14 protein-coding genes are annotated in these 15,267 nt (G+C 41.5%); 6 read left to right on the top strand and 8 right to left on the bottom strand.

Annotation, left to right across the window (positions count from 1 at the left end):
- Window positions 1–7 precede the first annotated feature (7 nt).
- The gene (apaG, locus tag M1F03_RS15080) at window positions 8–385 is read left to right on the top strand and encodes a Co2+/Mg2+ efflux protein ApaG (protein WP_154622518.1); all 378 of its coding nucleotides are present in this window, start codon (window positions 8–10) and stop codon (window positions 383–385) included.
- 2 nt (window positions 386–387) lie between these two features.
- On the top strand, window positions 388–1,215 hold the full coding sequence (gene apaH / locus M1F03_RS15085; RefSeq protein WP_154622519.1) for a bis(5'-nucleosyl)-tetraphosphatase (symmetrical) ApaH: 828 nt from the start codon (window positions 388–390) through the stop codon (window positions 1,213–1,215).
- Window positions 1,216–1,389: 174 nt separating this feature from the next.
- Here the strand turns inward: apaH and folA are convergent, their stop codons facing one another.
- On the bottom strand, window positions 1,390–1,893 hold the full coding sequence (gene folA, locus M1F03_RS15090; protein ID WP_154623784.1) for a type 3 dihydrofolate reductase: 504 nt from the start codon (window positions 1,891–1,893) through the stop codon (window positions 1,390–1,392).
- A 172-nt stretch (window positions 1,894–2,065) separates the two neighbouring features.
- Between folA and M1F03_RS15095 the strand changes: the two genes are divergently transcribed.
- A complete protein-coding gene (locus M1F03_RS15095) occupies window positions 2,066–2,680 on the top strand; it encodes a LysE family translocator (RefSeq protein WP_251464630.1) in 615 nt (204 codons plus the stop codon).
- A 62-nt stretch (window positions 2,681–2,742) separates the two neighbouring features.
- On the opposite strand, the gene ftsP is transcribed toward M1F03_RS15095, so the two are convergent.
- The 7 genes from ftsP to nudF form a co-directional block, all read right to left on the bottom strand.
- Window positions 2,743–4,155, bottom strand: a complete 1,413-nt coding sequence (ftsP, locus tag M1F03_RS15100) for a cell division protein FtsP (protein ID WP_154623786.1) — start codon at window positions 4,153–4,155, stop codon at window positions 2,743–2,745.
- Window positions 4,156–4,483: 328 nt separating this feature from the next.
- The gene (locus M1F03_RS15105) at window positions 4,484–5,218 is read right to left on the bottom strand and encodes a 1-acylglycerol-3-phosphate O-acyltransferase (protein WP_196713585.1); all 735 of its coding nucleotides are present in this window, start codon (window positions 5,216–5,218) and stop codon (window positions 4,484–4,486) included.
- A gap of 63 nt (window positions 5,219–5,281) precedes the next feature.
- Window positions 5,282–7,543 carry a DNA topoisomerase IV subunit A gene (gene parC, locus M1F03_RS15110; RefSeq protein ID WP_269723661.1) on the bottom strand — a complete coding sequence of 754 codons (2,262 nt, stop codon included), beginning with the start codon at window positions 7,541–7,543 and terminating at the stop codon, window positions 5,282–5,284.
- A gap of 39 nt (window positions 7,544–7,582) precedes the next feature.
- Window positions 7,583–9,478, bottom strand: coding sequence for a DNA topoisomerase IV subunit B (parE, locus tag M1F03_RS15115; RefSeq protein WP_154623789.1), 1,896 nt, complete (start codon window positions 9,476–9,478; stop codon window positions 7,583–7,585).
- Between the two features lie 96 nt (window positions 9,479–9,574).
- A complete protein-coding gene (yqiA, locus tag M1F03_RS15120; RefSeq protein ID WP_163862880.1) occupies window positions 9,575–10,156 on the bottom strand; it encodes an esterase YqiA in 582 nt (193 codons plus the stop codon).
- Window positions 10,156–10,995 carry a 3',5'-cyclic-AMP phosphodiesterase gene (gene cpdA, locus M1F03_RS15125; RefSeq protein WP_318839988.1) on the bottom strand — a complete coding sequence of 280 codons (840 nt, stop codon included), beginning with the start codon at window positions 10,993–10,995 and terminating at the stop codon, window positions 10,156–10,158. The genes yqiA and cpdA overlap by 1 nt, the downstream gene beginning before the upstream one ends.
- Before the next feature lie 108 nt (window positions 10,996–11,103).
- The gene (gene nudF, locus M1F03_RS15130; protein ID WP_154623792.1) at window positions 11,104–11,742 is read right to left on the bottom strand and encodes an ADP-ribose diphosphatase; all 639 of its coding nucleotides are present in this window, start codon (window positions 11,740–11,742) and stop codon (window positions 11,104–11,106) included.
- A 446-nt stretch (window positions 11,743–12,188) separates the two neighbouring features.
- Here nudF and tolC point away from each other — a divergent pair, with 446 nt between their 5' ends.
- The 3 genes from tolC (at window position 12,189) to M1F03_RS15145 (ending at window position 15,261) form a co-directional block, all read left to right on the top strand.
- The gene (gene tolC, locus M1F03_RS15135) at window positions 12,189–13,565 is read left to right on the top strand and encodes an outer membrane channel protein TolC (RefSeq protein ID WP_154623793.1); all 1,377 of its coding nucleotides are present in this window, start codon (window positions 12,189–12,191) and stop codon (window positions 13,563–13,565) included.
- A gap of 300 nt (window positions 13,566–13,865) precedes the next feature.
- The gene (locus M1F03_RS15140) at window positions 13,866–14,069 is read left to right on the top strand and encodes a hypothetical protein (RefSeq protein ID WP_163862882.1); all 204 of its coding nucleotides are present in this window, start codon (window positions 13,866–13,868) and stop codon (window positions 14,067–14,069) included.
- A 490-nt stretch (window positions 14,070–14,559) separates the two neighbouring features.
- Entirely contained in the window at window positions 14,560–15,261 is a 702-nt protein-coding gene (locus M1F03_RS15145; RefSeq protein WP_163862884.1) for a DUF1190 family protein, read from the top strand.
- Window positions 15,262–15,267 lie beyond the last annotated feature (6 nt).

The raw sequence follows: 15,267 nt of genomic DNA on the forward strand, positions 1-15,267 counted from the left end.
AGGCACTATGCTTAACGAACCGAATGTTAGCATTCAAGTACAGAGTGTCTATATCGTCAGTCAGTCTCAGCCTGAAATGGGGCGATATGTATTCGCTTATACTATATCGATCCGTAACTTAGGCCGAGAGGCTCTACAATTAATGAGCCGTTACTGGCTCATTACTAACAGTGATGGTCATAAAACTGAAGTCCAAGGCGAAGGTGTTGTAGGTGAACAACCAATCATTCAACCGGGTACTGTGTATCGCTATACAAGCGGAGCTATACTGGAAACACCGATGGGAACGATGGAAGGATATTACGTCATGTTAAACCATCGTGGGGAGCATTTTCACGTTGATATCCCTGCATTTCGCCTTGCGCTACCAACTTTGATTAATTAATTATGTCAACATATCTTATTGGTGATGTACACGGCTGTTATCGCGAATTACGTGCATTGCTAGAACAAGTCAATTTTGAGCCACAAAAAGATACGCTGTGGCTTACAGGGGATCTCGTTGCTAGAGGCCCTGAGTCATTGCAAGTCCTTCGCTATGTTAAAAGTCTTGGTTCATCGGTACGCTTAGTACTCGGCAACCATGACCTACATCTTCTTGGTATTTATTGCAAAATAAGCCGTAATAAACCCAAAGATCATCTTGATGAGTTACTCCATGCGCCTGACGCTGACGAGTTAATTAATTGGTTGCGTCGCCAACCCTTATTACAAGTTGATGAAGAGAAAAAAATTATCATGGCCCATGCTGGTATCACACCACAATGGGATCTGCCGACGGCTCGTATGTGCGCGCGAGAAGTCGAGTCCGTTTTATCCAGTGATGCTTACCCACTCTTTATTGACGCTATGTATGGCGATATGCCGAATAATTGGTCTGAAAACTTAATGGGGCTCCCACGCCTACGTTTTAGCACCAACGTATTAACTCGTATGCGCTACTGCTTCCCTCATGGGCAACTCGATATGATTTGTAAGGAAAGCCCAGCTAAAGCCCCGTCACCACTGAAACCTTGGTTTGCCCTACCGAGTAAGTTACCTGAAGGCTATTCTGTCTTTTTTGGTCATTGGGCATCCTTGGAAGGTAAACATACCCCTGAAAATATTTATGGTTTAGATACTGGCTGTTGCTGGGGTGGAGAGTTAACGTTGTTCCATTGGGAAACTAAACAATATTACCATCAAAAATCATTGCAAAAGCGCCATAAAGATTAATCGTTTAATTAACTTTATTTCATACTTAAATAAAGTTAATTAAATAACAGTTATTTTACATATCGTAAAATGACGGATAATTTTTTAAATTAAATATATTAATTAAAAAAGACAACATTCATACCGATAATAAAAAACGGAGCAATACGCTCCGTTTTTAAACTGAGAACAAAATTAAATTCTTTTGGTTAATATTTCAAAACAATAACCATGGGAGTTATTTTCATCGGCTTCATGATACTCGGTAAAAATAGAATCCCACTCATCTGGTTCATAAATGGGGAAGTGTGTGTCACCAATCACTTCTGCATCGACATGAGTTAAATACAGTTTACTCGCAAGGGGTAAGAACTGCTGGTAGACTTTACCGCCTCCAATGACAATAATTTCATCATCATCTGAACCCGAGCCAGCTTGTTTAGCGGCAGCTAATGCCTCTTCGACAGAAGAAACCCAGATGACACTATCATCAGCGCCTACCTTGCTGCTTAAGACGATATTGACTCGCTGAGGAAGCGGACGGCCAATTGATTCATATGTTACTCTTCCCATTATCACTGGTTTATTTAAAGTATTACGTTTAAACCAAGCAAGGTCGCCAGGTAAATGCCAAGGCATCGTTTTTTCCATACCGATAACTTGGTCAATCGCCATAGCTGCGATTAAACTAATATTCATTTAGTCACCTTAGAGGCTAATATACAATTTTGTGCCCACTATACGTAAACAGAAATGCTTCGTCGACTAAATTTAATCTTCCTTAAAAAGTGGTTATTAATTTATACTCAAATAGTGATCCGACCGACTAAAAATAACATTAAAAAACAAATTTAGCTTATAGAGAAAACGAATGTACGAAACCTCCATATTAATCGCCACCATCGCTACATTAGGTATGCTTTCCCCTGGACCTGACTTCTTCCTTATTCTTAAAAATGCAGCGCGTTATCAACGCTCAGCAGCCTTAATGACCGCAGTGGGGGTGATTAGTGCAGTTGCGCTCCATATGACCTATTGTGTCGCTGGACTTGCCGTTTTGATTACGACAACCCCTTGGCTATTTAATGTATTGAAATATGCTGGCGCCGCTTATTTAATTTGGATCGGTATCAAAAGCTTAATGCCAAATTCAGGGCAAAAGATAGATCTCAACAACACGCAACATGAGGTTGTTACCTTCAAGAAAGCCTTTATGCAAGGGTTTCTCTGTAATGTCCTCAATCCAAAGGCAACCCTGTTTTTTCTTGCTGTTTTCACGCAAGTTTTAAGTGTTGACTCCACTTTTGGTGAAAAATTATGGTTCGCCTTTATTATTTGGGGATTGGCTGCAATTTACTGGCCTCTGCTGGTTTGTTTAATTCAAAGCGCACCAGTCAGAAAAGGCCTAGCCAAAGTACAAAAGTATGTTGATAAAGTGCTAGGTGCGGTATTAATTGCTTTTGGAATACGTGTCGCACTGAGCTAATTTTGAGAATAAAAAAAGCAGGCTAATTCATATCGCTAGCCTGCTTGTTCACGCAAGAGTGTTTAATTTTCAGGTGCGACAACCAATTGCCCCACTGAGCCTAAATCCGCCTTTTCTAAGTTATTACTGTAGAATAAAAATGGAAAGTGCTCATACGAAGGTTGCATCATCTGGACTAACAACTCGACTTTACCATCAACCCACACCGTATCTTTCCAGCCAAAATCCTCTGGGGGAGTTGGTTTCCCATTATGGTTAATGACTTTAAAGCGTACACCTTCAATATGGAAAGACTGAGGGACATTACTCGTCACCGCCCAACGCTCCCATCCGCCCTGTTGACTGGATAAATCGATACGACGCGTATCTTTTGTCGCATTATTTATTCCATAAGGCTCATTAAGATGGATATCACGATTGCGAATAGATGAGGTAATTTGCGTCTTGTCTTCAACTAATTGAGTAGGCACATCATCGGTCACTAATGACATTAACCCTGTCGCTTTAATAGTTAATACATTCGTAGAGATGAGTGTGGTCGACGGCTCAAATAAGCTTTTCACTCTATCCATAAAAGTCGCTGACTCACCAGCCGTGATCGTCAGCTCTTCTGTTTTGGCCATATCAATTAACACTTCTCGACGCTCACCCGGAGCCAAAGAAAGCTCTGGAATACTAACAGGTGCCGTCAATAATCCTTGGTCAGAGGCAACCATCACGAAAGGGCGCCCATCGCTGATCTTCATAACATAGCGTCTGGAGTTTGAAGCATTCAGTAAGCGCAAACGGATCCAACCACGAGAAACCTCAACATACGGATCTTGAACACCATTAACTAATAATGTATCCCCTAAGAACCCATCTTCATTCGCCTGATACTCTGGAACCCCAAAGTTATCTAATCGTTTGTCTTGAATAATAATTGGAAAATCATCTACACCATAATGTTTTGGTATTCTCAGATTTTTTGTCGCATCATCTTCAATTATCCACATTCCCAGCAGGCCATTATAAATTTGAGGCCCCATTTTGCCTTCAGTGTTGGCATGATACCAAAGTGTGGCTGCTGGCTGCCGAATAGGAATGACAGGAGACCAATCAGCACCTGAAGAAATTAATCTCGCTGCGCCTCCCATTTGCGTGCCGGGCACTTGTAGACCACTGATCGTCATTGAGACAGGATCAGGTAATCGATTACTGTAAATAAGCTTAATATCATCGCCATTTTTAACTTTCACCGTCGGCCCAGGGTAAGTGCCGTTTACCCCCCATACATCGGCCGAATATTTGCCATCAAAAGACCAATGTATCTTTTGTAATGTCAAAAACAGTGGTTGCCCCGATCTAGACTCTAACAATGGAGGAACAGGAAGCGGTGTTTTCCCATTACCGCTTGCAAAAGCACTATTTGGCACATTGACCAAACATAAAACCAACCCAGCCATGAGCAGAAGTTGGCGTCGACTGAATGACATAAATTCTCCACTAAACTAAAAATAGCAGCGCTAATTATTGTTAGAAGTTGGTAATACCCGCTCAATTAAGCATTAATTTTTGGTTCGCGCTAGCATAGCCCACAGTAGGGCTATTACTTTAAACTCGATATAAATAGGTATAATGATATCGCGAAAATAGATGAAACTCTAAAAATATCTATGACGATAAATAAAATTTAATAGTCAAAAATGACAAGAGTAAATACATTTAGGAGAGTAAACAGGATCAAGTAATCACTGGCTAAAGCAGCCCTTTTTTGACGATACTAAAAATACAAAAAAGGGCATGATTAGATATAATGTTTTCTTATTTATTATTCTTCTCTATTTCTTCGACTTCTTTATCAAGCTCTTTGATTTTGGCTTCCATCAAGGTATGACAGTATTCAGCAAGTTCTCTCACTTGATCTCTTGAATAGTTTTTTGTGTCTATTGGCTCTAACATTTCAATAATCACATGACCATTATTCCAACGGTTTAATTTAATCCGTCCTTGGGTGCTAGAAACACATACAGGTACGATAGGAACACCAGCAGCAATCGCGGCATGGAATGCCCCCGTTTTAAAGGGTAATAAACCCCGCCCACGGCTACGTGTGCCTTCTGGAAACATCCACACTGAGATTTGATGTTTTTTAATTTGATCCGCTACTTGTGAAATCGTGTTATGCGCTTTCGAACGATTAGCGCGGTCAATCAAAATATTCCCCGTGATCCAATACAGAAAACCAAAGAAAGGAATAAATACTAAGCTTTTTTTGCCTACGGTAACCGTTCTTGGTACCACACCATTTGACATGGTGACCATGTCATAGTTGTTTTGATGGTTACCAATATAAATACTCGGGCCATATTTTTTCGCTTTTTCAGGTACACGGTTAATAATTTTAATACCAAAAACGACGGATAATCGCCCAAACATATGACCAAATGTCATCACATGTTTTGGATTTCGAGGGCTAAATAAACAATAAATTCCCCCAAACACACACACCAATATTGTATAGATAATCACAATAATGGTACGAATAAGCGCTAACATAGTGACCTCTGTCCTGTTCAAAAATAAGGCGGTAAAATTCCGCCTTATAATAATATAAAATGATTATTGGTCTGTATTGGCAGACTCAACTTCAATTCGCTCAATATTGTGCAAGCCTCGTGGCAATGATGTTCCTTTGCGTCCACGCTCTGCGCGATATTTTTGTAACTCTTCCGCCTTAAGTCTCAATTTCCGTTTGCCAAAATAAAGCGTAATTGAAGCTTGAGCAGGCAAGATGAGTAGCCAAACAAGCAGATCTTCACCGCTTGCGGCTTGAGCGCCTGTAATGTTAATAATTTTATTCCCTTTCCCTTTTGATAATTGCGGTAAATCAGATACAGGGAACATTAACATGCGGCCAGCCTTAGTAATGGCGAGCAACATATCTTCCTGCTCATTATTCACCTCAATAGGGGAAAGAATTTTAGCATTATCGGGTAAATTGATTAGCGCTTTTCCGGTTTTATTTTTAGTGACCAGATCATTGAATGTGCAAATGAACCCGTAACCCGCATCCGATGCCATCAAGTATTTTTGCTCATCTTGAGCCATCAATACATGCTCAACTGTTGCCCCCGGTGGTAACGTCAAGCGTCCTGTGAGTGGCTCTCCCTGACTACGAGCAGAAGGTAACTCTAATGGATCAACGGAATAACTGCGCCCTGTCGTATCTAGGAAAACAACCGGCTGGTTACTTTTACCTCGTGCTGCACCTTTAAAACTATCACCGGCCTTATAATTGAGATTAGAAGGCTCGATATCATGCCCTTTGGCACTTCGTACCCATCCCATTTCAGATAACACAACGGTAATTGGCTCTGAAGGTAGAATTTCATGTTCACTCAGCGCTTTTGCTTCTTCGCGCTCCTGTAATGGAGAACGACGCTCATCACCATAAGTCTTAGCATCAGCCTGAATTTCTTTTTTAATGACGTTATTCAGTTTACGCTCAGACTCTAAGATCCCTTGTAACTCATCACGTTCTTTCGCTAATTCGTCTTGCTCACCGCGAATTTTCATCTCTTCGAGTTTTGCTAAGTGACGTAATTTTAACTCTAGGATGGCTTCAGCTTGTGTCTCAGTAATATTAAAGCGCGACATCAATACTGCTTTCGGCTCATCTTCGTTACGGATGATCTCAATCACTTCATCAATATTCAGATAAGCGATTAATAAGCCATCTAAAATATGCAATCGTTTCAGAACCTTATCTAAACGATGGCTAAGACGATTTCGTACTGTTTGACGGCGATAAACAATCCACTCATTGAGTATCTCAACGAGGCCTTTGACTGCGGGACGATTATCAAGACCAATCATGTTGAGGTTAACGCGATAACTTTTTTCTAGATCTGTCGTCGCGAATAAGTGAGTCATCACTTGCTCAAGGTCAACACGATTACTTCGTGGCACAATAACCAAACGTGTTGGATTTTCGTGATCCGATTCATCACGCAAATCCTCGACCATTGGTAATTTTTTAGCGCGCATTTGGCTCGCTATCTGCTCAAGCACTTTAGCGCCAGAAACCTGATGAGGCAGCGCGGTAATAACAGCATTACCGTCTTCTTTTTCCCACACTGCACGCATACGAACTGAGCCGCGACCATTTTGATAGATCTTACGAATATCATCCTTAGATGAGATAATTTCCGCTTCAGTTGGGAAGTCAGGACCTGGCACATAAGTCATGATGTCATCAAGTGACAACGCGGATTTACTCTCCAGCAATGCCACCAGCGCTTGAGCCACCTCGCGCGCATTGTGGGGAGGGATATCCGTCGCCATCCCGACGGCAATACCCGTTGTACCGTTAAGTAAAATATTCGGTAAACGTGCCGGCAGCATTTTCGGTTCATTTAAGGTGCCATCAAAGTTCGGAACCCAATCAACCGTGCCATGAGCAAGCTCACTGAGTAGCACTTCTGCATATTTTGATAGGCGTGACTCGGTATAACGCATCGCGGCAAAGGATTTAGGATCATCGGGTGCCCCCCAGTTCCCTTGCCCGTCGACCAATGGATAACGATAGGAGAATGGCTGAGCCATTAATACCATCGCTTCATAACAGGCACTATCACCATGAGGGTGATATTTACCTAATACATCACCCACCGTCCTAGCCGACTTCTTATATTTAGCTGTATTGTTTAGCCCTAATTCGGACATGGCATAAACAATACGACGCTGAACAGGCTTTAGCCCATCCCCAATAAACGGTAACGCCCTATCCATGATGACGTACATCGAATAATTCAGATAGGCGTTCTCAGTAAACGCGTGGAGGGGTAAACGCTCTACGCCGTCATGAGTAATTTCACTCATTCGATACTTTCCTTACTCTTTTTGATAGCGTGATGAATGTTAAACTTCAATTTCAGCCATATCGCCTTTTTCTTGTAACCAATTACGGCGATCTTCTGAGCGTTTTTTCGCTAACAGCATATCCATAACGGCCAATGTTTCTTTGTAGTTTTCATCATCTATAGTCAACTGGACAAGACGTCGTGTATTCGGATCTAACGTCGTTTCACGCAATTGAATTGGGTTCATTTCCCCTAATCCTTTAAAGCGTTGGACATTCGGTTTGCCTCTTTTACGGCTAAGCCTATCAAGTACCGCATTTTTTTCGCTTTCATCTAATGCGTAAAAAGTCTCTTTGCCCAAATCGATCCGATACAATGGCGGCATAGCCATGTACACATGACCGGCTTTGACCAATGTCGGGAAATGGCGTACAAACAACGCACATAAAAGTGTCGCAATATGTAACCCATCGGAGTCAGCATCCGCCAAAATACAAATTTTTCCGTAACGCAATTGGCTTAAATCTTCACTATCAGGATCAATACCGATGGCGACAGAAATATCATGGACTTCCTGAGACGCCAGCACTTCGTCAGAGGAGACTTCCCATGTATTCAGGATTTTCCCTCGTAGCGGCATGATGGCTTGGTATTCACGGTCACGAGCTTGTTTTGCAGATCCGCCCGCAGAGTCCCCTTCGACCAAAAACAATTCTGTCATACTTAAATCTTGAGAACTACAATCAGCCAATTTCCCCGGTAGAGCAGGCCCACTGGTTAATTTTTTACGAACCACTTTCTTGGCGGCGCGCATACGGCGCTGAGCACTGGCAATTGCCATTTCCGCTAGCTGTTCCGCTACCTGAACGTTTTGGTTTAGCCACAAGCTAAAGGCATCTTTTACTACGCCTGAAACAAAAGCGGAACATTGGCGAGAAGACAGACGTTCTTTCGTTTGCCCTGCAAATTGTGGGTCTTGCATCTTAACAGAGAGCACATAAGCACAGCGTTCCCAAATATCATCAGCCGAAAGTTTTACACCACGCGGTAAAATATTACGGAATTCACAGAATTCACGCATGGCATCGAGCAAGCCTTGGCGCAAGCCATTGACATGGGTACCGCCCTGCGCAGTAGGTATAAGGTTAACATAGCTCTCGGTGAGTAATTCTCCCCCTTCAGGTAACCAAAGAAGAGCCCACTCAGCGGCCTCAGTTTCCCCAGAAAACTCCCCTGTAAACGGCTGAGGAGGTAACAGCTCTAAGCCGTTTACTGCCTCCATTAAGTAATCCGTTAACCCATCACTGTAGCACCAGCTTTGCTCCGTATTATTAAGCTGATCCTTAAACGTGATCTTCACGCCAGGACATAAAACGGCTTTTGCTTTTAAGTTATGAGCTAACCGAGAAACGGAGAAACGTGGATTATCGAAATAACTTTCATCAGGCCAAAAGTGTACGCTGGTTCCAGTGTTACGTTTGCCACACGTTCCAATGACCTGTAATTCTTCAACCTTTTCACCATTCTCAAAAGCTATTTGATAAATTTGACCATCACGGCGCACTGTCACTTCAATACGTTTAGACAAAGCATTAACAACGGAAATACCTACACCGTGCAAGCCACCTGAGAATTGATAGTTTTTATTGGAAAATTTACCACCAGCATGTAATTGTCCAAGAATAAGCTCAACAGCAGAGACATTCATCTCAGGATGAATATCAACGGGCATTCCTCGCCCATCATCAATCACTTCAAGTGACTGGTCAGGATATAGAATAACCTCAATATGTCCTGCATGCCCTGCCAGTGCTTCATCGACACTGTTATCAATTACTTCTTGTGCTAAATGGTTCGGTCGACTGGTGTCTGTATACATCCCAGGGCGACGACGAACAGGTTCCAAACCACTGAGGACTTCAATGGCCTCTGCGTTATAACTAGATTGAGTCATGTTGTCATTCTGCGGTAATAGGTGATTAATTGAACGATTCAAATCGCTCAATCAGTGATTTACTGTTGATAATAACAGTGTACATACGTTTTGGCATTATTTCTCTGCCAATCTCAGAAAACGAATGATCTGAGGAAAGTAAGTATCAAAGCCAACAAATGCATGATTGCCTTGTGGTTCAACAGTTTGTTTGCATTTTTCAAGATAGGAAACCGCTTGACGATAATCAAGCACTTCATCACCCATTTGTTGTAACAACCAAATTAAATCCGGTTTTTCGACCTGAGGCAGATGCAATGCTTTAAGCTCATGCATATGTTTAGGTTCAAGAAAATAACGCTCATGGGTATAAGGATTGATATTTTCACCAAGATAGTCTTGCAGTAAATCAAAAGGACGAACTGCTGGGTTGACCACAACAGCAGGCAAATTAAAACGTTGCGAAAACCAAATAGAAAAGTAGCCGCCCAATGAGGACCCCACTAGCCCCATTGGGTCATCTTTATGCTGTAATACAATCTCTTCTAACATCGACGCCGCTTGCTGCGGATAATTAGGCAACTGCGGCACAATCATCTTAATATGCGGATAGTGCTCATTAACCCACTGTTTTAGACCATTGGCTTTCACTGATTGAGGTGAGCTATTAAACCCGTGGATATAAAGAAGTGTCGACATTAGTAACCGTCCGAATCAAAATCAGGACTAAATTTTTGTGTATTTAGACGATGTACTTGAGTACTAATATGCCTATGACCTTTTTCATCAACCGTTAGTTCAAGATAACGCCATCCCGGAGCGACAGTATCTAAGGCAAAGTTTGTACAATGAGGCTTAAACTGTACGCAAGTTGAAGGGGTAGCAAGTAAACGAATACCATGCCAATTCTCATCCATTTCTTGATGAATATGACCGCAAAGCATCACTTTCACTTGTGGGTATCCTTTTAAATATTCAGCAAGAATATGCGAATTGCGTAGACTGTGTTGGTCCAACCAAGTACAGCCTGAAGGCAATGGATGGTGATGCAGCATGATAAGTGTGGTGCGCTGTGGCTGTTTATCCAAACACGCTTTCATCCAATCAAGTTGCTGTTCAGATAATTCACCGTGCGGGACATCTTGTAACTGGCTATCAAGCATCAAAATTTGCCAGTCATCGCCAATCAATATTTCTTTCGCGCTGGAAATACCGGCGAGCTTTAAAGAACGAACCATAGCCGGCTGATAGTCATGGTTACCTGGTAACCAAACACAAGGGGCGGGTATCAGCTCAATGCCATCTGCAAAGTGCTGATAGGCTTCCGGTGATTGGTCTTGAACCAAATCTCCCGTAGCCACAATCAGGTCGATAAGCTGATTTTGTTCTAAAATAGCATCAAGGACGGCATGATAGCTCTGGTGCGTGTTAATTCCCAATAAGGTATTCGCTGTATCAGCAAAGAGATGCGTATCAGTAACTTGTAAAATCCTGACTACCTTCGAATTACGAGCAGTCACTTCGAGCTGGCTGTCCAAAAGTTTTCCTTGTTCCCATAAAAAATGTCACTGTTGTTTTGCTATTCTAGCGTTAACGTAAGGTTAATATCTGCTAAATAGCACACATTTCATTAGATTAATGGTTATTTAAGACAGTTTCACCCACTTTTGTTGCAATTTTTCATAATTGAGCTGTAACCACTGAATGACAATAACCGTTGCCGCATTATCAATTACACCATCCTCAACCCACTGATAGGCTTGCTCACGGCTCACCACATGAACACGGATATCCTCATTTTCTGACTGTAAGCCATGAATTCCAGAGGCTTGAGAGCTATCAACCTCTCCCACATAAACATACATACGTTCAGAAGTACCACCTGGGCTAGATAAATAACTTAACGCTTTTTCAGTACGACCGATGGCAAGCCCCGCTTCTTCATCTGCCTCTCTACGGATCACATTTTCAACGGTTTCATTGGGTTCGATCATGCCGGCAACGGCTTCGAGTAGCCAAGGTGTTTCACTGGTTTCAATTGCAGGTAAGCGAATTTGTTCAATGAGCACGACTTTATCTGCCTTTGGGTCGTAGGGGAGAATGACGCCAGCATGCCCTCTTTCAAAAACCTCACGGGTAATTTCTGGGCTCCATCCCCCCTCAAATAACCGATGACGAAAACGATATTCGACCATTTGAAAAAAACCATTAAATAATTTACGCTTAGATATAATTTCAACATCATTTTTATTGTATTTAATTGGCTGTTCTACACGATTTGTCATAACAATCTCCTAAGCTGCTCATTTCCATATTAAGGAAAAATGATGGAATAAAATAGTTTTTAGGGCTTTTTCTCCTTATTTGAGTTAATGTTTAAATAAATTGAGACAAAATGGCACAAAACGCTACCGTTAAGACAAGCGATACTCTGCTACAATAAGCACCATTATTTAAATTTATGGGCAACAACAGAGTCTGTTTTAATATTTTGTTTATAGTGCTGATGATTTAGTTTACGGTGATCGCCCTATTTATCCGTCTTAATCTCAGATGGGCTATGCTCTAAATCATTCAAGATGCTGCTAGGCGACAAGTCAGCGAGTCGCTAGAAGCATACTGAGGTATGTGACTCACGCAAGTGAGCGTCGCCAACAACGCGGCAACTTGAAGTATGGTGAGCATATAGGTAACAGACTCCACCTATTTGCTGTTTAATCAAGGAATCCAAATGAAGAAACTGCTTCCCCTTTTTATTGCATTGAGTTTTGTGGGTCTCAGTACGAATAGCTACGCAGAAGATCTACTTCAGGTTTACCAAAAATCGAAAGAAAGCAACCCTGATTTGAGAAAATCATTAGCAGAACGCAACCAAGCTTTCGAAAAAATTAATGAAGCTCGTAGCCCATTGTTACCACAATTAGGCTTAGGTGCTGGTATGACTTATGGAAGTGGTTATCGAGATGCGAGAGACACTGAAAGCAATGGTTTAAATGCCTCTTTAAAACTGACTCAAGTCGTCTTTGATATGTCAAAATGGCGCCAACTCAGTGTGCAAGAAAAAACAGCTGGTATCTCTGATGTGACGTATCAAACCAATCAACAACAGCTGATTTTGGATACTGCGACCGCTTATTTCAACGTATTAAAGGCGATTGATGCCTTATCCTATATTGAAGCAAATAAAGAAGCTGTTTACCGCCAATTAGACCAAACGACTCAACGTTTTAATGTTGGCTTAGTTGCTATCACTGACGTACAAAACGCCCGTGCTAACTATGACAGCGTATTAGCACAAGAAGTTGCTGGTCGTAATGACTTAGAAAATGCGGTTGAAAAACTTCGTCAAGTCAGCGGCGTCTATTATAACCAGCTAGCATCACTGAATATCGACCGCTTCAAAACGGTAAACCCAGATCAAGTTGAAGCGATCCTAAAAGAAGCGGAAGAGCGTAACCTCAGCCTTCTAAGTGCTCGCTTAGCGCAAGACGTTTCGCGTGAGAACATTCGTTTAGCGGAAACTGGCCATATGCCAACCGTTAATCTTGATGCGGCGACCAGTGTGGCAAATACCCATAACCATGGTAGTAATTACACAGGTCTTGACCGTAATAGCTACACAGGACAAAACTCGATCGGCCTGACATTAAGCCTACCATTATATAGTGGGGGTGCGGTAAGTTCACAAGTAGAACAAGCACAATATGGTTTCCAAGGTGCGAGTGAACAACTTGAAAGTGTGTATCGTAACGTGATTCAGTTAGTCCGTTCTTCTTACAATAACGTGTCATCTTCTATTAGTAGTATCAATGCATATAAACAAGTCGTCGTTTCGGCGCAAAGTTCATTAGATGCGATGGAAGCTGGCTACCAAGTGGGAACTCGTACTATCGTTGACGTGTTAACCGCGACGACTGCCCTCTATCAGGCTAAACAAAACCTGTCTAATGCACGTTATGATTATATGATTAATCAATTAAACATTGAGTTTGCACGTGGCACACTGAATGAAGAAGATATTGCTCGCTTGAATGCAAGCCTAGGAAAAGAGGTTTCAACCTCATCCAGCAGCATCATTCGTAATATCGAAGCACCACAAATTAAGTAATGTGTTGCAAAGGGGGTCAATCAACTGACCCCCTCAGATTTATTATTTCTCGCCTAACTTCCTTTCTCATTTTTACCTCTAACAACGCTATTAATTTATTTTTTATTATTTAATACCTCATAATAATAAGGTTATTCATAAATCTTATGCGAATAGTTTTATAAATAAAATCAATATATTAAACAAGAAATAAGTATAAATTATGGAGTTTATGTCAGTGAGTGCAAAGCCATTTTTATCAAAAATAAGAGAGTGATATAACGCTGGCTTCTGAATAAAGAGATAACAGATGGAAATATTATGAAGAGAGTTATTCTTCTTACTTTATGCACAACACTTATATTACCAACAGTGAATGTACAAGCAGCACCACAACCTCACCATCCTGAGGTAAAAGCGGCTGCATCACCAATGAAAATACATAAAAACAAAAAACCAATACCGCCACCGAAAAAGAAAAAAGCACCGAAAAAAATTAAAGCGAAAACACCACCAAGACCATAGTCCGTTTTCACATGAATGGGTGCACTTATGTATGTAAGTCACCCATTATGTCGCAAGCTAGCCATCTTTCACCCATAAAGCCCCTTCGATTTTGTGGTAACAATCACTTAAACCTACACTTTCAAGGCTCAAAAAAACCTACAACAGCATATCGTCACCATAGAAACTAATATAAATATTCTCTTTATCCTATAAATGTATCTAACATCGCCTTATTATACCTTTCTTAGCCAGAAATCATGAATATCGATAATAAATATTAGGTGATACATCAACAAATAAATAAAATACAATTTATTGAAATCCAACAAAAATAACGCTGTTTTTTCAGAAAATTCTCGTGTTACGTATCACTTGTCCCCATGAATTTGCAAAATTTATTATTAAATCTCATTTCATTGGTATTTCTGCTTTAATTTTCAGCGTATTTCCCCTATCCTAGTGTTAACAAAACTAACATCTTACTCACTCTTAATTCAGGGTAATTACCATGACCATGAAGCGTACCAAGAATATCAATCAAGACGCATTTCGTAAGTCTTGGCGTTCATATCGTTTAGCACCTGTTGCTATCGCTGTCAGTGCTGTATTTATGCTTTCCGCTTGTGAAGAAAGTGATGAAACTGTTTCTTTGTATACTAACGCACAAGATTGTAGCCAAGCTAACCCTTCTCAGGCGGAGCAATGCACACTAGCCTATAACAATGCATTACAAGAAGCAGCAAAGACCGCCCCTAAGTATGCGACTCAAGAAGATTGTATTGCTGAATTTGGTGAAGCTATGTGTACCCAAGCACCAGCACAAGCAAGTTTTTCATCCACGAACACAGGGAATGGGGAACAAACCGCTCAAGCACAAAGCAGCTCAGGTAGCATGTGGATGCCTCTTATGATGGGTTATATGATGGGCCGTATGATGGGCGGAGGTGCACCTTCTCAACCATTATTCAGTTCTAAAAACCCAGCTAGCCCAGCAAACGGAAAATTTGTTGACGCGACAGGTAAAAGCTATGGCCCAGCGGTTGCCGGTGGCCGTTCGATCAGCGTACCAAAAACCGCAATGGCACCTAAGCCACCAACCACATCAACTATCACGCGTGGTGGATTTGGCGATACAGTAAATAAACAAGCAATGGCTCAGAAGTCGTCGTCTTCTAAATCTTCTTCATCTTCCCGTTCAATGGGTGGTTGATAAGTA

It is taken from the genome of Providencia sp. PROV080 (genome assembly GCF_033688105.1).
GTDB classification, from domain to species: Bacteria; Pseudomonadota; Gammaproteobacteria; order Enterobacterales; family Enterobacteriaceae; genus Providencia; species Providencia zhejiangensis.